23 protein-coding genes and 1 tRNA gene are annotated in these 19,454 nt (G+C 69.7%); 11 read left to right on the forward strand and 13 right to left on the reverse strand.

The features are described from left to right. Positions 1 to 170 precede the first annotated feature (170 nt). The 3 genes from AB0B57_RS09350 (at position 171) to AB0B57_RS09360 (ending at position 3,433) form a co-directional block, all read left to right on the forward strand. Entirely contained in the window at positions 171 to 542 is a 372-nt protein-coding gene (locus tag AB0B57_RS09350; protein WP_357067069.1) for an SCP2 sterol-binding domain-containing protein, read from the forward strand. Then, positions 542 to 2,602, forward strand: coding sequence for a glycogen debranching N-terminal domain-containing protein (locus AB0B57_RS09355; RefSeq protein WP_357067071.1), 2,061 nt, complete (start codon positions 542 to 544; stop codon positions 2,600 to 2,602). The genes AB0B57_RS09350 and AB0B57_RS09355 overlap by 1 nt, the downstream gene beginning before the upstream one ends. Positions 2,603 to 2,680: 78 nt before the next feature. Further along, positions 2,681 to 3,433, forward strand: coding sequence for a lysophospholipid acyltransferase family protein (locus AB0B57_RS09360; RefSeq protein ID WP_357067073.1), 753 nt, complete (start codon positions 2,681 to 2,683; stop codon positions 3,431 to 3,433). A gap of 63 nt (positions 3,434 to 3,496) precedes the next feature. Here AB0B57_RS09360 and AB0B57_RS09365 read toward each other — a convergent pair whose 3' ends face one another. From AB0B57_RS09365 to AB0B57_RS09380, 4 genes are all read right to left on the reverse strand, one after another. Then, the gene (locus tag AB0B57_RS09365; protein WP_357067075.1) at positions 3,497 to 4,219 is read right to left on the reverse strand and encodes a hypothetical protein; all 723 of its coding nucleotides are present in this window, start codon (positions 4,217 to 4,219) and stop codon (positions 3,497 to 3,499) included. A gap of 72 nt (positions 4,220 to 4,291) precedes the next feature. Beyond that, positions 4,292 to 5,005 (reverse strand): response regulator transcription factor, encoded by a 714-nt coding sequence (locus AB0B57_RS09370; RefSeq protein WP_357067077.1) that lies wholly within the window; start codon positions 5,003 to 5,005, stop codon positions 4,292 to 4,294. Beyond that, on the reverse strand, positions 4,978 to 6,120 hold the full coding sequence (locus AB0B57_RS09375; protein WP_357067079.1) for a hypothetical protein: 1,143 nt from the start codon (positions 6,118 to 6,120) through the stop codon (positions 4,978 to 4,980). Before AB0B57_RS09375 ends, AB0B57_RS09370 begins: the two co-directional genes overlap by 28 nt. Positions 6,121 to 6,175: 55 nt before the next feature. Continuing rightward, the gene (locus AB0B57_RS09380; protein ID WP_357067081.1) at positions 6,176 to 7,354 is read right to left on the reverse strand and encodes an ATP-binding protein; all 1,179 of its coding nucleotides are present in this window, start codon (positions 7,352 to 7,354) and stop codon (positions 6,176 to 6,178) included. Positions 7,355 to 7,678: 324 nt separating this feature from the next. Between AB0B57_RS09380 and AB0B57_RS09385 the strand changes: the two genes are divergently transcribed. Together AB0B57_RS09385 and AB0B57_RS09390 are read left to right on the forward strand one after the other, a co-directional pair. After that, positions 7,679 to 8,680, forward strand: a complete 1,002-nt coding sequence (locus tag AB0B57_RS09385; RefSeq protein WP_357067083.1) for a hypothetical protein — start codon at positions 7,679 to 7,681, stop codon at positions 8,678 to 8,680. 89 nt (positions 8,681 to 8,769) lie between these two features. Then, the gene (locus AB0B57_RS09390; RefSeq protein WP_357067085.1) at positions 8,770 to 9,177 is read left to right on the forward strand and encodes a four-helix bundle copper-binding protein; all 408 of its coding nucleotides are present in this window, start codon (positions 8,770 to 8,772) and stop codon (positions 9,175 to 9,177) included. Positions 9,178 to 9,238: 61 nt separating this feature from the next. Here the strand turns inward: AB0B57_RS09390 and AB0B57_RS09395 are convergent, their stop codons facing one another. Beyond that, entirely contained in the window at positions 9,239 to 10,177 is a 939-nt protein-coding gene (locus tag AB0B57_RS09395; RefSeq protein WP_357067087.1) for an oxidoreductase, read from the reverse strand. Between the two features lie 96 nt (positions 10,178 to 10,273). Here AB0B57_RS09395 and AB0B57_RS09400 point away from each other — a divergent pair, with 96 nt between their 5' ends. Beyond that, positions 10,274 to 10,843 (forward strand): helix-turn-helix domain-containing protein, encoded by a 570-nt coding sequence (locus tag AB0B57_RS09400; protein WP_357067089.1) that lies wholly within the window; start codon positions 10,274 to 10,276, stop codon positions 10,841 to 10,843. 684 nt (positions 10,844 to 11,527) lie between these two features. Further along, positions 11,528 to 11,830 carry a MerR family transcriptional regulator gene (locus AB0B57_RS09405; RefSeq protein WP_357067091.1) on the forward strand — a complete coding sequence of 101 codons (303 nt, stop codon included), beginning with the start codon at positions 11,528 to 11,530 and terminating at the stop codon, positions 11,828 to 11,830. Between the two features lie 132 nt (positions 11,831 to 11,962). On the opposite strand, the gene AB0B57_RS09410 is transcribed toward AB0B57_RS09405, so the two are convergent. The 3 genes from AB0B57_RS09410 to AB0B57_RS09420 all read right to left on the reverse strand — a co-directional run bounded on the left by AB0B57_RS09410 (position 11,963) and on the right by AB0B57_RS09420 (position 13,917). Then, the gene (locus tag AB0B57_RS09410; RefSeq protein ID WP_357067093.1) at positions 11,963 to 12,304 is read right to left on the reverse strand and encodes a hypothetical protein; all 342 of its coding nucleotides are present in this window, start codon (positions 12,302 to 12,304) and stop codon (positions 11,963 to 11,965) included. Between the two features lie 57 nt (positions 12,305 to 12,361). Continuing rightward, positions 12,362 to 12,742, reverse strand: coding sequence for a VOC family protein (locus tag AB0B57_RS09415; protein ID WP_357067228.1), 381 nt, complete (start codon positions 12,740 to 12,742; stop codon positions 12,362 to 12,364). 89 nt (positions 12,743 to 12,831) lie between these two features. Beyond that, positions 12,832 to 13,917 carry a GTPase gene (locus AB0B57_RS09420; RefSeq protein WP_357067095.1) on the reverse strand — a complete coding sequence of 362 codons (1,086 nt, stop codon included), beginning with the start codon at positions 13,915 to 13,917 and terminating at the stop codon, positions 12,832 to 12,834. A 204-nt stretch (positions 13,918 to 14,121) separates the two neighbouring features. Between AB0B57_RS09420 and AB0B57_RS09425 the strand changes: the two genes are divergently transcribed. Further along, positions 14,122 to 14,580 carry a DUF4304 domain-containing protein gene (locus AB0B57_RS09425; RefSeq protein WP_357067231.1) on the forward strand — a complete coding sequence of 153 codons (459 nt, stop codon included), beginning with the start codon at positions 14,122 to 14,124 and terminating at the stop codon, positions 14,578 to 14,580. A gap of 4 nt (positions 14,581 to 14,584) precedes the next feature. Beyond that, positions 14,585 to 15,163: a hypothetical protein gene (locus tag AB0B57_RS09430; protein ID WP_357067097.1), complete on the forward strand. Its 579-nt coding sequence runs from the start codon at positions 14,585 to 14,587 to the stop codon at positions 15,161 to 15,163. Between the two features lie 10 nt (positions 15,164 to 15,173). Here the strand turns inward: AB0B57_RS09430 and AB0B57_RS09435 are convergent, their stop codons facing one another. After that, entirely contained in the window at positions 15,174 to 15,398 is a 225-nt protein-coding gene (locus AB0B57_RS09435) for a winged helix-turn-helix domain-containing protein (RefSeq protein WP_053653030.1), read from the reverse strand. Between the two features lie 401 nt (positions 15,399 to 15,799). Between AB0B57_RS09435 and AB0B57_RS09440 the strand changes: the two genes are divergently transcribed. Beyond that, positions 15,800 to 16,162: a hypothetical protein gene (locus tag AB0B57_RS09440; RefSeq protein WP_357067099.1), complete on the forward strand. Its 363-nt coding sequence runs from the start codon at positions 15,800 to 15,802 to the stop codon at positions 16,160 to 16,162. A gap of 274 nt (positions 16,163 to 16,436) precedes the next feature. Here the strand turns inward: AB0B57_RS09440 and AB0B57_RS09445 are convergent, their stop codons facing one another. The 4 genes from AB0B57_RS09445 to AB0B57_RS09460 form a co-directional block, all read right to left on the reverse strand. Continuing rightward, a complete protein-coding gene (locus AB0B57_RS09445; RefSeq protein WP_357067101.1) occupies positions 16,437 to 17,207 on the reverse strand; it encodes a hypothetical protein in 771 nt (256 codons plus the stop codon). Positions 17,208 to 17,253: 46 nt separating this feature from the next. Beyond that, on the reverse strand, positions 17,254 to 17,520 hold the full coding sequence (locus tag AB0B57_RS09450) for a hypothetical protein (protein ID WP_357067103.1): 267 nt from the start codon (positions 17,518 to 17,520) through the stop codon (positions 17,254 to 17,256). Positions 17,521 to 18,098: 578 nt separating this feature from the next. After that, positions 18,099 to 18,305 (reverse strand): hypothetical protein, encoded by a 207-nt coding sequence (locus tag AB0B57_RS09455; RefSeq protein WP_357067105.1) that lies wholly within the window; start codon positions 18,303 to 18,305, stop codon positions 18,099 to 18,101. Positions 18,306 to 18,349: 44 nt separating this feature from the next. Then, positions 18,350 to 18,422: transfer RNA gene (locus tag AB0B57_RS09460), tRNA-Arg, on the reverse strand. A gap of 160 nt (positions 18,423 to 18,582) precedes the next feature. On the opposite strand from AB0B57_RS09460, the gene AB0B57_RS09465 reads away from it, so the two are divergent. After that, positions 18,583 to 19,278 carry a hypothetical protein gene (locus AB0B57_RS09465; RefSeq protein WP_357067107.1) on the forward strand — a complete coding sequence of 232 codons (696 nt, stop codon included), beginning with the start codon at positions 18,583 to 18,585 and terminating at the stop codon, positions 19,276 to 19,278. Positions 19,279 to 19,454 lie beyond the last annotated feature (176 nt).

A 19,454-nucleotide genomic window follows, 5' to 3' on the forward strand; every position in this document is an offset into this window, starting at 1 on the left:
GGGGAGGGCCGGCGCTGCCGTGCCGGGACGACGCCGCCGCTCACCCGATCCGGGCGAGGTTGACCGGGGGACCGGCGGGGACCCGTGCGGGGACGTGCCACGCCGGCCGTCCGCGCGACGTGAGCGCGGTGCGGAATCCCGGGGCCTGGCAACTGGGAGGAGTGGACCCGATGGTGGACGCGACCACGAGGTTCTTCGAGGACCTGGACCGGCGGGGGTACGAACCCCTGCTGGCGAAGGCCTCCGGGACACTGCGGATAGACCTGCACGAGGGGGCGCAGACCCGGCACTGGCTGCTGAGGATCGACCACGGTCGGCTGAACGTGAGCCAGGAGGACCGGGAGGCCGACACGGTCATCAATGCCAGCCCGATGCTCTTCGACGACATCGCCGCGGGCCGCGAGCACGGCCTGGCCGCGCTGTTGCGTGGCGACATGACGGTGACCGGTGACGCCCGGCTCGTGGTGCAGGTGGAGCGGATCTTTCCGAGTTCGCCGGACGCCCGCGGGCCCCGTCGACGCTTCGCGGGGGAGGGGTACTGATGGGGCAGAGCAACACGGTCCGGATCCTGGACGGCAACACGTTCGTCGTCTGCGAGGACACCGGCGACATCGAGGCGACTCCGAGCGAACCGACCGGGCTGTTCTCCCTGGACACCCGGTTTCTGTCCACCTGGGTGCTGACCGTCAACGGCGAGCGGCTCAACTCGCTCTCCTACGACGACCTACAGTACTTCGAGTCGCGGTTCTTCCTCGTCCCGGGGGTGGCCACCCACTACGTGGACGCGAAGTTGTCGATCATTCGGGAGCGCACGGTGGGTGGCAGCTTCCGGGAGCAGCTCACCATTCTCAACCACGACGAGAAGCCTGTCGATCTGGAAATCCGGATGGAAGCGGCGTCGGACTTCGCCGACCTGTTCCAGGTCAAGGACGAGGTGCTCAACAAGAAGGGCGAGATCTACACCGAGGTCGAGTCGGACCGACTTCGACTGGGTTATCGGCGCGGCAACTTCCAGCGCGAGACGAGCATCTCCTCGTCGATCCTGGCCCGGTACGACAACCGGGGTTTCGCGTACACCGTCCACCTGGAACCCAACGAGCAGTGGGAAACCGCGATCGACGTCGAGACGCACGCGGTCGGGCCGGGCGGTCGCGACCTGCGGTTCGGGCTGCGGATGCACGGCACCGAGCGGCTCGCCCTCCAACATGACCTGGAGCGGTGGATCGCGGACGCGCCGAAGGTCAACAGCCAGCACGGTCGGGTGGCCAGCACCTACCGGCGCTCGCTGATCGACCTGGCCGCGCTGCGCTTCTCGCCGCTGTCGCTGGGCGGCGCCACCCTGCCGGCCGCCGGCCTGCCCTGGTTCATGACCATGTTCGGCCGCGACAGCATCCTCACCTGCCTGCAGACTCTGCCGTTCACCCCGCAGTTGTCGAAGACGACGCTGCGCATCCTCGCCTCGCTCCAGGGCAGCCGGTTCGACGACTTCCGGGACGAGGACCCGGGGCGCATCCTGCACGAGATGCGGTACGGCGAGACCGCGGCCTTCGAGGAACAGCCGCACTCGCCGTACTACGGCTCGGTGGACGCGACGCCGCTGTTCGTCGTGCTGCTCGACGAGTACGAGCGGTGGACCGGGGACGTCGCGCTGGTCAAGGAGTTGGAGCAGGAGGCCCGCGCGGCGCTGCGGTGGATCGACAACTACGCCGACCTGGTCGGCAACGGCTACATCTGGTACGAGCGGCGCAACACCGACACCGGCCTGGAGAACCAGTGCTGGAAGGACTCCTGGGACTCGATCTCCTACTCCGACGGCACGCTGCCGCCGTTCCCGCGAGCCACCTGCGAGGTGCAGGGGTACGCGTACGACGCGAAGGTCCGCGCCGCCCGGATGGCCCGCCTGTTCTGGGGTGACCCGGAGTTCGCCGACCAGTTGGAGCGGGAGGCCGCCGAGCTGAAGGAGCGGTTCAACCGGGACTGGTGGGTGGCCGACGGCGAGTTCTACGCCCTGGCCCTGGACCCGGACGGCCGGCAGTGCGACATCCTCAGCTCCAACATCGGCCACCTGCTGTGGAGTGGGATCGTCGAACCGGAGCGGGCGGAGAAGGTCGCCCAGCACCTGGTGGGGCCGAGGCTCTTCTCCGGCTGGGGGGTGCGGACGCTCGCCGAGGGGGAGGCCCGGTACAACCCGATCGGCTACCACAACGGCACGATCTGGCCGTTCGACAACTCGTTCATCGCCTGGGGTCTGCGCCGGTACGGCTTCGCCGAGGAGGCCGCGACCATCGCCAGCGGCATCCTGGACGCGGCCACCTACTTCGACGGCCGGTTGCCGGAGGCGTTCGGCGGCTACCCGCGGGAGTTGACCAAGTTCCCGGTGGAGTACCCGACGGCGTGCAGCCCGCAGGCCTGGTCGACAGGTACGCCGCTGCTGCTGCTGCGTACCATGCTCGGCCTGGAGCCGCACGACGGCCACCTGGCGGTCGAGCCACGGCTGCCGGTGGGGATGGGCCGCATCGAGGTGCTGGACATCCCGGGTCGCTGGGGCCGGGTGGACGCGTTCGCCCGGGGCCGACTGGACCTGGACAAGTCCGCGGACTGACCCGCTCGACTCCGGCGGCGGCGCGCGAGCCGCGCCGCCGCCGGCCCGTCACGCAGCCTGACAGGGTAGATTCTGCGGATGCCGGAGCTCGTGTACCCGCCCGTTATCGCCGCCGCCAAGACGATGTTTCGCGTCCTCGATCTGAAGATCACCATCGAGGGCGCCCATCACGTCCCTCGGACCGGCGGGGCGGTGTTGGCCGGCAACCACGTCAGCTACCTCGATTTCATCTTCGCCGGCCTGGGCGCGAACGCGTCGGGCCGGCTGGTGCGGTTCATGGCCAAGGAGTCGGTCTTCACGCACCGGATCTCCGGCCCGCTGATGCGCGGGATGCGGCACATCTCGGTGGACCGGGATGCCGGCGCGGCCTCGTTCCGCGCCGCCGTCACCGCCCTCAAGCGCGGCGAGATCGTCGGCGTCTTTCCCGAGGCGACGATCAGCCGGTCGTTCACCGTCAAGGAGCTGAAGAGCGGCACCGTCCGGATGGCCCGCTCGGCGAAGGTCCCGGTGTTGCCGGTGGCGCTCTGGGGGACCCAGCGGCTCTGGACCAAGGGCCGTCCGCGCACGCTCACCCGCCGGCACACGCCGATCACCATCCTGATCGGTGAGCCGATCGACCCGGCGGACTTTTCGGACCCGAACATGCTGGCCACCGAGCTGACCACCAGGCTCAGCGCGCTCGTCGAGCGGGCCCAGCGGGAATATCCGGACGCGCCGGCCGGCCCGGACGACACCTGGTGGCTGCCGGCGCACCTGGGCGGCAGCGCCCCCACGCCGGAGGAGGCCGCGGCCCTGGACGCCTCCGACGAGCAACGCGCGCCCAGCGTCTGACGTCGACACGACCGGGGAGGGTCGCCCACCTGACCGGGCACGCCGTGGCGTGGGTCGTCGGGCTTAGCGATGCCCGGATGCTGCTCCGCCCGCGAGCCCACCCCAGGGGGCCGGTTCCGGCCCCGACCGGTAGTAGTCGTCCCGGGAGTGGAACTCCACCGGCAGCGAGCCGGGCAGCGTGACCCGGGTGTCCCCGGCGAGCAGGCCGGGGCCGGCCCGCAGTAGCAGCACGTCGCGCTCCTGGGCCGAGAGGTCGACAAGCTGGGGGCGGGTGAGCCGGAACATGGCCACCGCCCGGCGGACCTGCCGGGCCAACTCCACCACCGCGGCGGAGGCTCCGCCCAGGGCCAACGCCGGCTGCTGGATGGTGCGCAACGCGTCGCAGACGATCAGCAACTGCGCCGGCGCGCCCTGCTCGACGGCGGGCAACTCCAAGCGGGACGGCCACTGCCAGCGGATCTGCCCGCTCATCAGGCCGTTCAGTCGAGCGGGTGGCCGTGCCCGGGGCGCGTCGTCGACCACAAGCGACAGTTGCGCGCCGCTGCCCACCCAGCAGATCCGTTGGTCGGTGACGGTCACCGAGACCGGCCCGGGCAACTGCCAGCGGTGCCGCGCCTCGCTCGGCCCGAGCAGGTAGCCCGCGACGAACAGTTGGTGCCGCCCGAGCACCCGCTCACCGGGCGTGGGGCGCAGGTTGTAGCGGCGATCCAGGGTCGGCCCCACGTCGTCGTCCGGAGCGTCGAACCGGTGGGGACCGATGAAGAAGGGGGACGTGTCGGCGTGCATCGTCACGACCTTCCGGTCAGCTGGCTTGTGAATGAAGCCTGTCGGATCGGAGGGCCGCTGTCATGACGCCTGTTAGGGGGTCGTCCGGTCGTGTGTCGCCTGTGACCGGTAGATGCCGATCTCCTCCGGGCGAACGAGTCCGTCCTCAATCGCGCGGGCGAGTAATGCCGCCTTTGTGGCGGCTGGCCGCCCCGCCCGGGTGTACTTGATCCGCGCACGGTCGACGTACTGCTTCACCGTGTGCTCGCTGATCTGCATCCGGCGGGCCACCGACGCCTTCGACATCGACTGGAACCAGAGCAGCAGCGCCTCACGCTCCTTGTCGGACAGCATGGGCCGGTCCGGTCGTGGGTCGCCGACCATCGCCCCGGCCAGCGCGGGCGGGACGTACGGGCGGTCGCTCGCGGCGGCCAGCACGGTCGCCACGCAGTGCTCCCGACCCTCGTGCTTGGCCAGGAAGGCCACCGCCCCGGCGTCCAGCGCGGCGAGCATGGTCTGCGGGTCGGTGTGCTCCGAATAGACCACCACCCGCCGCCCGGTGGCGCTCAACTCGGCCAGCTTGTCCAGTGCCATCCGACCGTGCAGCCGCAGGTCGAGCAGGACGACGTCGGCGTCCGGTGCCGCCCGCAGCACCTCGTCCGGGTCGTCCCCGGTGGCCAGTACGGTCAGCCGCGGCTCGCTGGCCAGCCAGGCGCGCACACCCTCGACCACCACCGGGTGATCATCGACGATCGCCACCCCGATCGGCCGGTCACCGGTCACCGCCGCCACTGGGTCTGCGCCCATCTGATGCTTCCGTCCCGTTCGTAGAGGTGCTCTACCTGCCCGTCGTCGTACTCCCCGGAGGGCGGGCCGGTGGCGTCCGGCCCCTCCCGGTCCGGTGTGACCAGGCTGACCACCACCTCCTCCGGGCCGGAGACCACGGTCAGCCGGGCCCAGCCCCGGGCGTCGGCGAGGACGCCGGTGAGCGGCTCGGCCAGCCGACGTCGGATCTCCACCGGCAGCGGCGGCGGGGTGCCGATGGTGACCAGGTCGATCGGCAGGCCGTTGCGTTCGGCGAGGTCGGCGGCCGCCCGCAACTCGTGCAGCAGCGGGTCGGGCACGTCGTCGGACTCGGCGATCAGTCGACGCAGCCGGGCGGCGGCCAACACGCAGCGGCGCTGGACCTCCGGGTCGTCCGGGTCGACCTGGCCGGCGGCCAGCTCCCCGAGCACGTGCCCGGCTGCCGAGCTGACCAGGGCGAGCCGGTCCCGGCGTTCCCGAAGGCCACGCTCGGCGGCAGCGCGCTCCGCCGCCATCGCGTGGGCGGCAGCGGAGACGGCGGCCCGCTTCCGAGCCAGGCTCACAATCGTCGCGCTGCCCACGAACACCGCCACCGGGAGTGAGAACGTGCCGTAGACGTACATCACGTAGCGGGCCACGTCGGCCGGGTCGGGGCCGTGCCCGAGCACCGCGACCAGCGCGATTGCCGCGTGCGTGCTCAGCAGCACGATCAGCCCCACGACCCGGCGACCCCACAGCGCCAGCACGAAGAACCAGCCGAGCGTGCCCCACACCCAGTTGGCCGCGGTGAACAACTGCTCCTCGCCGACCGCGGCGAACACCGCCACATCGACGGCCAGCAGCAGCCCGGCCAGCAGCCACGGCGGCAGCGGCGAGCCGCGCAGCAGTTGCACCCCGGCGACCGCGCCGGCCACCGCGACGAGCGCCCAGCCACCGAGCACCACGGTCGGCGCGGTGAACTGCGCCCGGGCCGCCAACACCGCCGGCAGCCCGATCGCGACGTGCCAGGCCAGTGCGATGGCCACGGCGACGATCTGGGCACCCCGGTCGGACGCGTGCGCCACCGCGGCCGGCGCGGCGAGCCCCGCCGTGGACGCCGGCTCCCGGGGGACGGGCACGCCGACCCCCTCCGGTGCCTCCGTCAGGACGGTGTGGGGCGCCGGAGCGCCGAGGTCAGCCGACACCGGGCCACTCCAGTCGGATCCGGGTGCCGGCCCCGACCGCCGACCGCACCTCGGCCCGCCCGCCGACAGTTGCCATCCGGCCGTGGATCGACTCGCGCAACCCGTACCGGTGGGGTGGGACGGTGGCCGGGTCGAAGCCGGGGCCGTCGTCGGCGACCTCGACCACGACGCCGACCGCGTGCCGGCTCAGCCGCAGCGTGACCCGCGCGCCCGGCGCGTGCCGGACCACGTTGGACAGCGCCGCGTAGGTGCTCTCGCCGATCGCGTCGGCCACCCCGGCGGGAACCGCGCACGGCGCCAGGGCCAGCTCCGCCGACAGCTCGGGCAGTCGGCCCGCCACCGCCCGCAACCGACCGTCGAGCGGCACCGGGCCGTCGCCGGCCACCGGGCCGACGTCGGTGAGTGCGACGAGGGTACGCAGGTCGGCGCCGCACCTGTCGCGAAAAGTGGTCGAGGACCCCTGCACCGCACCGAGCCCCACCATCGTGAGGGTGCCGAGCAGCGTGTCGTGCAGGTCGCGGTTCTGCTGGCGTTCGGCGTCGCGGGCGGCCCGCGCGACAAGTGCCTGCCGGGTCAGCCGCTGATGCTCGACGAACGCCCGGTCGGCGCGACCGATGCGTCGGCGCATCACCGCCGCCATCATCGCCGTGCAGGCGGTCTGCACCAGCAGGGTGGTCGCGTGTGCCCGCGCCTCGGTGGGGTTGCCGGCCGTCTGCGCGCCCGTCGCGTACGTGACGGTGACGAGCAGCCCGGCCGGGATCGACCAGCGCGCCGGGGCGGTGGCCTGTGCGTTGATCACCGTGGTGCTGGCCAGCACGGCGATCCAACTGCCCTCGCCGGGCAGCACCCCGGGTGCGACAAGCACGGGGATGAGGAGACAGGCCAACGCGGTGACCGCGACGTCGGCGGCGACCAGGATCGCGGTGATCCCGTGGCGTATCGCGCGGTACGCATACCAGACCGACCAGCCGGTGAGCGCTGCCACGCCGGGCAGCAGCACGGCTGGGTCGACCGGCGGGGCCTGCACCGACAGGGCCACCGCCCCACCGATCACACCGCAGGTGAGGCGCAGCAGTGCCGGGATCGTGGTGAAGATGAGGACGAGCGCACCACCGGCGGGATTGTCCAGCGTGGGCGGCGGCCCGGCGGGAGCGGCAACGGCCGGCATCGGAGGTGTCCTTCCGACAACGACCCGGAAGGGGTCCGCGCGGCAGAGATCGACATCGGAGAATAGCATGGGTGATGCCGAGCGTAACCCAATGTGCGCGCGGTGTCGCTAATGCGTCACGGTGTGCTGCGCGACGCGACGTTCGGGCCGGCGGCCGGCACATGATCCACTCGGGTTCACGGAAGTTGGGGTGTCCGGGGTGGTCTGACACCGCGACATCACGAAAGCCGAGTCGATCACCGCGTTTGGGTGCCGGGACCGCCCGGCCGGAACCGGGCGCGCCCGCCGTTCGTCACATCCTCGGATGGAGAGGTGGTGAGCCGGATGCGCTCGGGTCGAACGGCACTGGCGGTGGCACTGCTCGGCGTGGCGCTGAGCGGCTGCGGTGGCACGGGCAGCGGTCCGGGCGGGGCAAAGGATCCCGACCCGGCCGAGATCGTCGACGCATGGACCTCCTGCGCCAAGGCCGCGCCGCAGGCCGGCGCGATCCTGTCGGTGCCGAACCCGGGGGCGCCGACACCGGCCGTGGTCGAACCGAAGATCGGCCGCATCGACCCCGCCTTCACCCCGGTCGCCGCCGTGCTCTGCGGGCGGACCATCACTCCGGGCCCCAACGGAGGGCAGGAGCAGGTCGCCACCGAGCAACGCGCCGAGAAGATAGCGCCGCTGCTCACCGCGCTACGCCTGCCCGACCAGAAATCGGACGAGGGCATCGCCTGCACACTCGACCTGGTCGTCCCGCCGTGGTTGGCCCTGCTCGACGACCGGGGGCGCTGGCTGCGGCCGTACGTGCCGACGGACTCCTGCGGCAAACCCCGCCCCGAGGTGCTGACGGCGCTCGCCGAGCTGCCGATGACCACCGTGGACACCCGTACCATCGGGCAGGTCGAAGCCCCGGCGGCCGAAGCCGCCGGATGCTCGCAACGGTGGACGGACATGGTGGCGGTGGAGACCACCATCGGCCGCGCCGGGCCGCCCGCGCCGCCCGCGCCGGCGACCGCCGAGCCGCTGCGCCTGTGCGTCTACCAGGTGCCCGCGACAGAGCGGGGCAGCGGCAAACCGGCGGGTGATTTCGTGTACGGCGGACCGCTCCCGGCCGAGCGCCAGGCGGGCGTGCTCCGGGCGTTCGCCAACCGTCGGGCGGTGGCCGACTGTGCCACGCCGGCCTCCCGCTTCGCGGTGCTGCGGCCGCTGGACGGCACCGGCGGCCCCGACCGGTACGTGGAACTCGACGGCTGCCGACGCTTCCTGGTCGCGCCACCGAGCGGCGGGGCGCAGCTCGGCCAGGGCGACGACGCGCTGGCCGCCCTGCTGGGGCCGGTCTGAGCCGGTGACCGGGGGATCACCGCGCGGGGCGAGGTGTGCGGGGCGAGACTTCGGGTAGGGCCGGGGGGACCCGACGAGAGGACTCCCCGATGCCGAGCACCACGATGTCGATGCTGGAGACGTACCCGAAGTCGATCAACCTGGACCGCGCGAAGCTGGCGGCGACGATCGACGCCCTCAACGACTGCGCCCAGGCCTGCACCGCGTGCGCGGACGCCTGCCTCAGCGAGGACATGGTCGCCGACCTGACCAAGTGCATCCGGACAGATCTGGACTGCGCGGACATCTGCGCCATCACGGCCCGGGTGCTGTCCCGACACACCGGTTACGACGCGAACCTCAGCCGGAGCCTGCTGGAGACGTGCGCCACGGCGTGCAGGTCGTGTGGTGACGAGTGCGCCCGGCACGCCGACCAGCACGAGCACTGCCGGATCTGCGCGGACGCCTGCCGGGCCTGCGAGCGGGCCTGCCGGGACCTGCTGGCCACGATGAGCTGACCCGCCGCCCTACTTCGACAGGGCCCGCTCCAGCTCCGCCTTCGCCGGCCGGCGGGGGTCATCAGGCGGCGGTGTCCGTGTCGGGCCGGCTGGTGAACGAGTACGTGACTCCGGTCAGCCGCTCGGACTCCGTCCACAGCCAGCGCTGGGTGTCGACGTCGTGTGACGCGGAACTCGAACGAGCCGGGACCGGGTGACCCGAGGCGTTCAGCAGCCGACCGTCCGGGGCGTAGTAGTCGGCGCCCCTGACCGTGGGATCGGTGGCGGCGCGCAGGGTCGCGAGCGCGCCGGCCGCGGGAGTGGATTGGCCGATTAGCTTCCCGACGACCGCGATGCCGGCGGCCAGCGCGCCAGTGACGTGGCGTTGGAGGCCGGTCGAGATGATGCCGGGTTCGAGTGCGACAGCGATGGGCTCGGCATTCGCCGCGCTGAGGCGACGCTGGAGTTCGTACGTGAACAGGATGTTGGCGAGTTTCGACTGACCGTAGGCGGTTGTCGGCCGGTAGGTGCGGCGCTGGAACTGGAGGTCGTCGACGTCGATCGCGCCCTGGCGGTGCGCCGAGCTGCTGACGGTCACGATACGGGAGCCGGGGGTGGCCAGCAGTCGGTCGAGGATCAGCCCGGTCAGGGCGAAGTGGCCGAGGTGGTTGATGCCGATCTGCAGCTCGAAGCCGTCCTCGGTGCGACCCAGTGGGGGCATCATCAGGCCCGCGTTGTTGATGAGCAGGTCCAGCCGAGCGTGGCGCGCTCGCAGCTCCTGCGCCGCGCGGCGGACCGAGGCGAGCGAGCCCAGGTCGAGGTCGACGATGGTGACGCGCCCGCCGGGCAGGGCGGCGGCCGCTGCCGTGGCCTTGTCGCGGTCGCGGCAGGCCAGGACGACCGAGGCTCCCCGGGCCGCGAGCACCCTGGCCGTCTCGAAGCCGATGCCACTGTTGCCGCCGGTGATGACGACGGTGCGGCCGTGCTGGTCACCGACGTCGGCGGCGGTCCACGTAGCCATGGTGATCCCCCTGATCCCTACAATCGGGACCAGTGTCCCGGATGGAGCGAATATACGGGACGGTCATCCCGTTTGAATAGAAGGAGATGACCCGCGATGACGGGAAAGCCCGTGCGGGCACCACGCGCCGACGCCCGACGCAACCGGGCGGCGGTGCTGCGGGCGGCTGCCGAGACGTTCGCCACCGAAGGGCTCTCCGTGCCCGTACACGAGATCGCGCGACGTGCGGGGGTGGGCACCGGCACCGTCAGTCGCCATTTTCCGACGAAGGAGGCCCTGTTCGCGGCGGTTCTGCTCGATCGCATGGCGTTGCTGACCACGCGGGCGGACGCCCTGGCGGCCACCGAGGACCCGGGGACGGCCTTCTTCACCTTCTTCGCCGCGCTCATCCACGAGGGCGCCGACCACCGGGGGCTGGCGGAGTCGCTGGCCGGTGGCGGATTCGACATCGAGTCGGCCGCCATCGAGGCCGGCAGTGACGTGTCAGGTCGACTGCACACCATGCTGAAGGCCGCCCAGCAAGCGGGCGCGGTGCGGGGCGACATCACCTTCGCCGACGTCAAGGCCCTGATGAGCGGCTGCCTCGCCCGGGAGGTCGACCCGGCCGACACCGGCGCCCGCGACCGGGTCATCGCCGTCGTCCGCGACGGTCTTCGCGCCAGCTAGGCGGCGGTGCCACGGCCCTGACGGCCGGCACGCCCGCCGGGTGTTTCTGTGGGCTGCGCAGCGTCTGGCCGGCTCGCCGGCGTCGCTCTCCGCCGCACGGCCGGCGGGGCTGCTCCGACTGGCAGAGAAAATCTCTGTGCGAAAAGCTAGATATCCTTGCCGCCGTGAGCTAACGTTCCTGAGGTCAAAGACGGAGCAAGTAAAGACGCTGACGTGACCGCCCCACCCGAGGGCGAAGGAGTCGGGCCGGGAAACTCAGGGCCCACTCGGTTCTGTCGCAGTTGGTATTACGCACGAGAAGTTGCGGGTGAGGCCGAGGCTCGTTCAGGGCTTCACCCGAGGTAAGCAAGGTTCGTCGTACGTGTCAGGGCCAGGAAGTCGCGTGGGGCTCGGGCACCGACGGACAGCACGAGGAATGGCAGAGGAAATCAGAGGCAAGGGAGGGCAATACACCGTTGGATCGCCCGCTGCCGGCCGCATTCGTGGGCTGGGCGCGGACACCGCAGTATCCATCGAACGAGAGGTGGTCTCCGGTCACGCATATGCGATCCTCGCACCCGATGCCGTCGTTGACGGCCGGTGCGGACAAGACAAGCCGACGCTCTGTCGGCAGATGGTGTTCCTGACCCACAACCCTTGGGCCCCGGTGCTTTCGAGCACCGGGGCCCTCGTGATGGAGGTTTCATGACCCAATCCGACGACATGCTCGACGACGAGGACTACCCCGCGTACACCATGGGCCGTGCCGCCGAAATCCTCGGCTGCTCACAGGACTTCCTCCGTCGGCTCGGCGACGCCAAACTGATCGACCCGCAGCGCTCCAGTGGCGGGCACCGCCGCTACTCCCGCTATCAGCTGCGCCTTGCCGCGCGAGCCCGGGAGATGTGCGACCAGGGCACCGACATCGCCTCGGCCTGCCGGATCATCATTCTCGAGGACCAACTCGAAGAGGCCCTTCGACGCAACGAGCGCTACCAGCAGGGCTGAACTCACCCCACGCGTCGGCCCTCGCACCTGTGACGCCGAGCGCCACACGGTCCCTCCCGCCAGGGCAGGGACCGTTCGTCATCTGGCTGACAGAACCTCGTTGGCATCAGGAGGCGTGCAACCCGCCTCTAATCACCGCGGGGGAAGGACACCCCTCGGGGTGTACCGCTCGCCGTCGTCGCCCTGAAGGTGTGCCTGAAAGTCCTCGGCGAGGCTCCCGAATTCCCGGTAGGCGTCGCCGTCGAAGTGGCCCTTGATGTCGATGGCACCCTCGAACCAGGTCAAGGAGACAACGCTTCCATCGGCGCAGGTGAACACATAGAAGGGGTGGCGGTCCTCGTCCCACCAGATCCATCCACCCTGGGTGAGCGTCGGACTGCGTTCGGCGTAGGAGAGCCATTCGTCCAGAGCGATCGGGTGCTCTTCACTCTCGTAGAACTCCGCAGCCCGGGTGACGTGCAGTTCGTACCCCATGTTTCCTCCCACGCAGTCGGCTCGTGTCCCGGGCGGAGTGCCGTCGCGGGCCGGCTGTCAGAGCCGTTGGACGATCTGGATCGGGTTGCCGTCCGGGTCGGCGGTCCACGCGATCAGCAGGTGGTCGAGCCACCGGTGCGGTGCGGCCAGGGCGGGGGCACCGCTCGCCGTGAGGTCGGCGTACGCGCTGGCGGTGTCGTCGGTCCAGAGGATTATCGCGGCTCGCTGCCCCTGGGGTACGGGGTCGAGCCCGTGATCGGCGCGGCTGGAGGCCGCCGAGGCGATGCCGATCTTGTAGCTATCGAGCACGAGATCGATGTGGATCGGCTCGCCCTCGACCGGCACCCGGAAGGTCTCGGTGAAGCCGAGGCCGGTGTAGAACTCGGCGGCGCGTGGCACGTCCTCGCTGAACAGAATCACCTGAGGGCTGCGGAACATCGACACGGCGCGACCTTATCAACGCGGCAGCCTGAGTCGGGGCGGCACAGTGGCACAGTGGCACAGCGGCGCAGGGCTCGGGCGGACCGCTACTGTCCCAGGATCTTGATGACTCCGGCCACGATTCCAGAAACAATCCAGGAGCCGGCGGCCTTCAGTTTGTCCAACAGGCCCGTCGACGCTCTCGTGGCGATCACGGCCTCAGTCCTGGCGCTCTGCTGAGTGGTCACGGTGATGTTGGCGACGCCAGACCCGACGTTGATGGTCGTCTGGTGAACAGGCACCCCGTCGGAGACATACGAGTGGGTCGTCGTGCGTGGGGTGGACGTCGGGCGTCGATCGACGGGCCGGACAACGGCAGCCGGCGTCGCGGCACTCGGCGTGGTCGCCCGTCGGGAAGTTGGAGCCGGAGCGGGCGTCGGTGCCGGGGCGACGGCGGTGCCCTTGCGGCGCCGGGGTTTGGGGGGTGTCGGGGTGGCCTGCCGCGGCGGGTCAGGGTCGCCCTCCTCGGAGTCGGTCTCGCTGGTGACCCGGGAGATGGTCGACAGCACGAACGCGTCGAACCCAGGCGCGCTCACCCGCTCCAACATGGCGAGCCAGAGCCTCGCCATCCACCGTGACCGATCAGGGTTGCGTTCCCGGGTGTTCGTGACCGGGACGAAGGGGATCCGGTGGGCGCGGTCGCCGATCACCTTCACCATTTCCTCGCGCAGCGCCGCGCTTCGCTGGGCCAGGTCTTCGGGGTAGTCGCGGGGGGTGAACTTGTCGGCACGGGTGAGCACAACGACGGCACGGTCCCACAGCTCGGGGCCGAATTGCTTCGTGAGCGCCCCGAGCGTGTCGTATTCGCTGCGCTCGACCCGGGTGTCGTCGAGCTTGGTGACGAAAAGGACAAGATCGATTTCGCCGGCCTCCTGCTCGATCAGCGCCAGATAGCGCTCGTCGTTGGACCGGTCCCACCCGGCGTCACCGAACCCGGGAGTGTCGATGAGGACCATTGTCGACTCGCGATACTTGGCGTTGTACCGCTCGATCGTGGCGGTCGTCGGTCGGTATTTTCCCGTCTCGGCGACCGTGGTGCCGACCACCGAGTTGATGATGCTCGACTTACCCACGCCGGTCCGGCCCACCACCAGGATCCGGGTCGAGCGCTGCTTGGGGGGTTTTGGGCTCACCAGGCTCCTGTCTGTGCAACGGGATCCCTACTGATGGTGAGGGTCCCACACCCCGTCAAGCGCGACAGGCCGATCTTGGACGCCATCCGATGTGCCGAATGCCGCACCGTCCGAGACGTCGTACCGCCCTGCTCTTGCAAGGTCGTTCATGCTTGGCGTCAGGTTCCGGCTCTCCGACCACGAGCGGGTGAGGACTTGAGCGTCGTGCAGGCTACCTATCGAGCGATGCTGCGCGACGATGTCGCTCCCGCCCTACGCGCCCTCGGCTGCTCGGGGTCGGGCTCGCGGTACACCCTGCCCGACCCGGAGTCCTGGGCGCTGCTGGGTTTCCAGTCCTCGCGGTTCAACACCAGAGAGCACCTGACGTTCACGGTCAACCTCTGCGCCGTACCACGGATCGTCTGGGAGTCCCGCCGGCGTGAGCAGAGCCAGCTACCCCTGAAGCCCTCGCCGGGCACCTACTACGGTGACTTCGTGTGGTCCTGGCGGCTCGGCCACCTGATGCCGGTGGACCAGGACGTCTGGTGGGACCTGAACGAGGACGTCGAGGCCACGGACGTCGCGAGCGAGGTCGTCACCGCCATCGGCGCGTACGGCCTTCCCGCTCTCCGCGAGCACCTTCGAACAGGGGCGGCCGGCCGGCCCCGGAGAGCCCTAGGCTGACGCGATGTCGGCCGAGCACCACGTGATTGACCTCGTCGAGAACGACCCCCAGCCTGCCCGCCCTGCGGCCAGCCGGACGTGGAACATGCGGCTGGTGGCCGCCTTCGCGGTCGGCATCGTGCTCGGCGGTGCCGGTATCGGTGTGTTGCGTTCGTCGCGGGAGGAGCGGCAACGCAACGCGACAGTCTCCCTTGTGGCCTTTCCGGTATCCAGCGGCAGTTTGGGCGCGGACACCGACGTCGTCCAGATGGACGGGCAACTGGCGGTCATCAACGCCGGCCCAGCGCCCATCACGGTAAAGTCGGCCACCGGCCAACGACCTGGTGTCCAGGTCCAGGACACCGGCCAGTCTCGACTGGTACGCCCCGGCGGCACCACCTGGATCAGTGTCAGGCTGCGCATCGAGTGCGCACTCGCCTTCGGGAGCGAGCCGCTGTCGATACGGTTCTCCGTCGAGACCGCCGACCGGCAGGTCAGAGAGGTCAGCTATCCCGTGGCGGTAGCGGGAAGCGCCTGGCACCAGGGGGCCGAGCGCCCCTGCACGGTCCTCGCCGAACTGGCGAGGCGCCACGGCCAGCGCTGACGCCGCGAGCCTATTTCTCCCCTGCGACATAGACCCCGCGCCCCGGCTGCCCCACGACAAGATCCCGGTCGTGGAGGAGCGAGACGGCACGGTACGCGGTGGCCACACTGACGTCGAACTGGTCGGCGAGCTCGCTTGTGCTGGGCAGCTTCGTACCCGGGGTGAGCTCGCCGCTCTTGATCTTCGCGGTCAGTTCGTCGGCAATGCGTCGATATTCGGCAGGTGCGGAGGGCATTGTTCGTTCCCCTTGGTTCGGCCCTGCCATCTGAACACGCACCAACCATCGTCAGCAAGTGATGCAAGAGGATCACGCGCCGTGGCTTTACCTACGTCAGATAGTGACGTAGGTTGCTCATGGCTGCCCTTGGTTCGGCAAACGAAGGTCAGCCCCGTCAGGGCGGCGTGGATCCCGTCGCCCTGACGGTCCACAGTGGCCTGACCGCCTGGAGCGCTGATGAACCGGATCTGCTATGACGAATACCTGATGGCCGCCGCGCTGACGCTAGCCCGCCGGCACCGCCCGGTCTGGAGTTGGAAGCGCTGGCGCAGGGTGTGCCGCTGTGGCGGGGAGCTGCCCTGCCGAGCCCGCCATCGCATCCCAATCAATCGTGGGCACTGGCCGGCCGGTGATCCCCGATGAGTCCGCAAATACCGAAGGCTGGCGACCTGGTGCACGTGACCCGCTCGGCCAGCGTGCAGTTCATCAAGCCGATCATGTTCCGAGTCATCCGGGTGCTCGATGACTGGACCAAGACCACCTATGACGAGTGGTGTTGGCTCGACGGATACGAACTGGACGCCAAGGGTGACGCGGTGGCCCGCCGGTCGATCTTCGTGCAGCCGGCCGGACTGCAGATGCAGGGCACCGCCCCCGCGCCCCGCAAGCCAACACGGTCGGCTGGCATCCCCAACGTGCGCCAAGATCGCCGCCCTGCTGGGGTGCCGGTCACCCCGAAGCGCCAGGCCACGCAGGCTCGGCGTGCGGCTGGCCACGGGTGACGCGAGCCGGTGCGCCTGCACAGGTTGCGGTTAAGCACCCGCGGAGGAGGCGCAACAGCCCGATGATGGGCGAAGCCCGCCGGCCGCCGCCGGGCCCGTGGTGTTTGCGGTAGGCCATCTCCGCTCTTGTTCACCCCAGCATGCCGAGCACAAGGCCGTCCGGCCCACCAGCGCCCGAACGCGCTAAGGCTCGTTCTCTGCAGCGATCCGCTCTCCGTAGGCGCGGGTCGACGGAGGCCGGGATGGCAATCCAGGCAGCGTAGTTCAGCGACCTTCACTCGTCAGGGAGGGTGTCCAGCAACTGCGCGGCCACCTCGGGTGGCAAGATGGTTGACCAGATGATCTCGCCAGGTTCCGGTTCGAGCCCTCTGATTCCTTCAGGCTCTGGCATCCAACTAGTAGGGTCGATACCCGGGATGGCATTTATGATGACCGCGAATACCCGGGGGTCCGCGATATTTTCTGTCCCGATCATTAGGTAGGTTTCGCCGTCTTCTGCCCGAGCCAAGGCGGTCACCTTGTAGCGCTGGAACTCCGCTTGGTAGGCATACCCGTTCTGCAAGGATCGGGCAATCAGCTCGCGAACGATCCTTCGAATCTCACGTTCCCATGCATATATATGCTCAAGTTCGAGCCGCTTCCAGTCCCAGGCTTGAGGGAGCCAGCGATCTGAGGAACCGTCGCGGTTGGCAGTCGCTGCCAACGACTCATAGAAGTCGCCGGGGTCACCTTCTCGCCTGTAGCCGCCCGCACCGAGCCACCATGAGGCAGTGCGGCCTTGCAGCTCAGAGGAGGTCGATTCGGCCTCGGGCAGCCGGGTCGCAGCACCGCGCCAGCGACTAACCTTGACCTTAAACCAAATCCGATCCGTTAGACTCAAGATCCTTTCGACGCCCCCAGCAGCATGCACTTCGGGGAGTCGCTGTGCCTCTTTTATTAGAGAATGATCCAGATCTGACAGGGGTAGGCTAATGGGTGGCTTAGACAGCTCAAGCGCTTCAATGCAGACCTTCGTGGGTCGGACAGATTGGGCCTCGCTGCTCATTCGGCAACCTTAACGCCCGAATCCGCCCGACACTAGACGCGAAGGGTCAGCTTTCCGCAGGCATGCCGCCATACTCGTCAAGCTGGTCGGGCGAGAGACCTGCAAGCAGTGAGACAGCTGACTTGGCTGATCCGTCGAGCTGGCTTAGGGCTACGCGGATGCCGTCGTTGATCTCATTGCGGTGCACTTCTATGTACTCGCGGACTGCTGCGTCTACGACGTCCTTCTTAGCCTTGCCCAGGAAGTGGGCGGCGTGAGAAATGAGCTGGTCAGTTCCCACGTCGACCTTGATGGGAGCGGACGTAGCGGCCATTGGGGCCCCCTTCCAGTGACTAGAGTACCGTAGTACCGAAGTACCCGGCAACACTATGCTCCTAACGCCCAACGATACTGTGGGCGGAGGGGTGCGGCTACAAAGATCCGTCACAGGGGGCGAAGCGACACGCTTGAGGTCGCGACCTCAGTGCTCCCGCCATGGATGCTGCGTCTGTATCAAGACACTTGCAAGACCGCGACGCCATCCCCGATAGGCTGGCGGCCCGTTGGGTGCGGTGCATCGCGTAGCGACCGCCAGCCTATCGGGGATGGCAAGCTCGCGTACCGGACAAACCGTGCTAAAACTAGCCATGGCAGCCGTCGGTGGGGGCGTCCGCTTGCGCCTTTTGGGGCAGCATCAGCCAACGCGCGCGCAGTTACGCTCGCGCAACGTAATGACCTGCGCGAGCGCAACTGCGCGCCGCGCGCGTGATATCACAAGACACGCCGTGTCGGCTGTGTGATGTGGGTCACTATTGCATCCTGTTGATGTTCGAGGGCGGCAAGGGTGGCGCTCGACGAGAACCACTGAACCGTCCGTTAGGTGGAAGTCTGCCAACGCTAGGTACCTGGGCGCTACCCGCTGGATGGGAAGTCCGTGTAGGTGCTGGCTTCGAGTTCGGTACGTTCGTCTGGGCTGATCTGGCTGTAGTGCGTCCAGAAGGCGTCGCTGAGGGCGGTAGCGTAGGCACTGCTGAGCGCCGCCGTCCGCAGCGGGACCTCTCCGTCGAGGACGGCGCGTGCCATCTCGCGAAGTTCGGAGCCACCGTAGCGCGCTGGCACCACTAATAGCCCCACGCGAGCCGGTCAGATTGAGGAAGTACCTGTGCGCCCGGCAGGATTCGAACCTGCGGCCTTGGGATTAGAAGTCCCCTGCTCTATCCGCTGAGCTACGGGCGCGTGTGGCGTGGATGTCGCGCCCAGAGGGTACCGCCGCCCCACTGCCCGGCGGCGAAAAGGGTGCCCGCGTCCACGTTGCCGAGCAGGGTCTCACGTTGGCCCCGCGGCGGGCATCTGGGTTCCCGCGGACCGGCGTGGCCTCGGACCGTACCTTTGGCTGGTGCTGCTGGATCCCGACGCCGAGAACGACGTCGCCTACGAGCTGTGCCAGGTCGTCGGTCGCGCCATCCTGCCGTACCGGTCGGACGACGACTTCGGCACCGCGTTCTTCTTCCAGGGCGGCGACGACCCGGTGGGGGAGTCGCTGCTGACGGCGGCCGACCTGGTCGGCGCCTCGGGCGGTGAGCTGGGGCTGCGGACGAGCGTCACCGAGCCGGCGGGGGTCGCGCCGGCCGCCGTCTCCGTGGCCGAGATCGTGCCCGGCTGGGCACAGTTTCCGGGCGACGGGGTCGCGGTGTTGCCGACCGCCGGCCTGCACCGCCACGCCGGCGACGGCGGCTGGCGGTGGCGGGTCCAGCCGGTGCCGGCGGGGATCGCCGCCGGGCCCGAGGTGGTCGCCCGCCTCACCGCCGACGCCGGTTCCGCTTTCGTGCTGGCCCATGGGGTACGCGAAGACGGGTCGCGTCCGCTGGAGGTCGCGGTCGAGCGGGTGGTCCGCGACGGGGACGCCGTGCGGATCACCACCGAACTGCCGCAGGGGTACGTCGGCGCGCCGATCTTCGTCGTCCAGCCCGACGCCACCGGGGAGCTGTCGCCGTACTGCCTGGGCCTGGTGCTGCCCGGCGTCGGCGAGCACCCGGTAGCGACCTTCGACCGGATCCGAGCCGTGCTTCCGGCGACGCCCGGCGACGTCTGAGTGCCGATGATGTCTGAGCCGCGTCCGGTGTCACCCTCTGTCGTGGTCAGCGGCCGGCTGTCGTCGCACCCGCCGTGTCGGTTGCGGAACGTCGACTCTCCGGTAGGCCAGCCTCGACAACTGTCGAGTCGGCCCCGGTCGTGGCGTCGACGGCCGTTGGCACGTCGGCTGGCGTG

The sequence above is a fragment of the Micromonospora sp. NPDC049101 genome, from assembly GCF_040648675.1.
Classification (GTDB): Bacteria; Actinomycetota; Actinomycetes; order Mycobacteriales; family Micromonosporaceae; genus Micromonospora.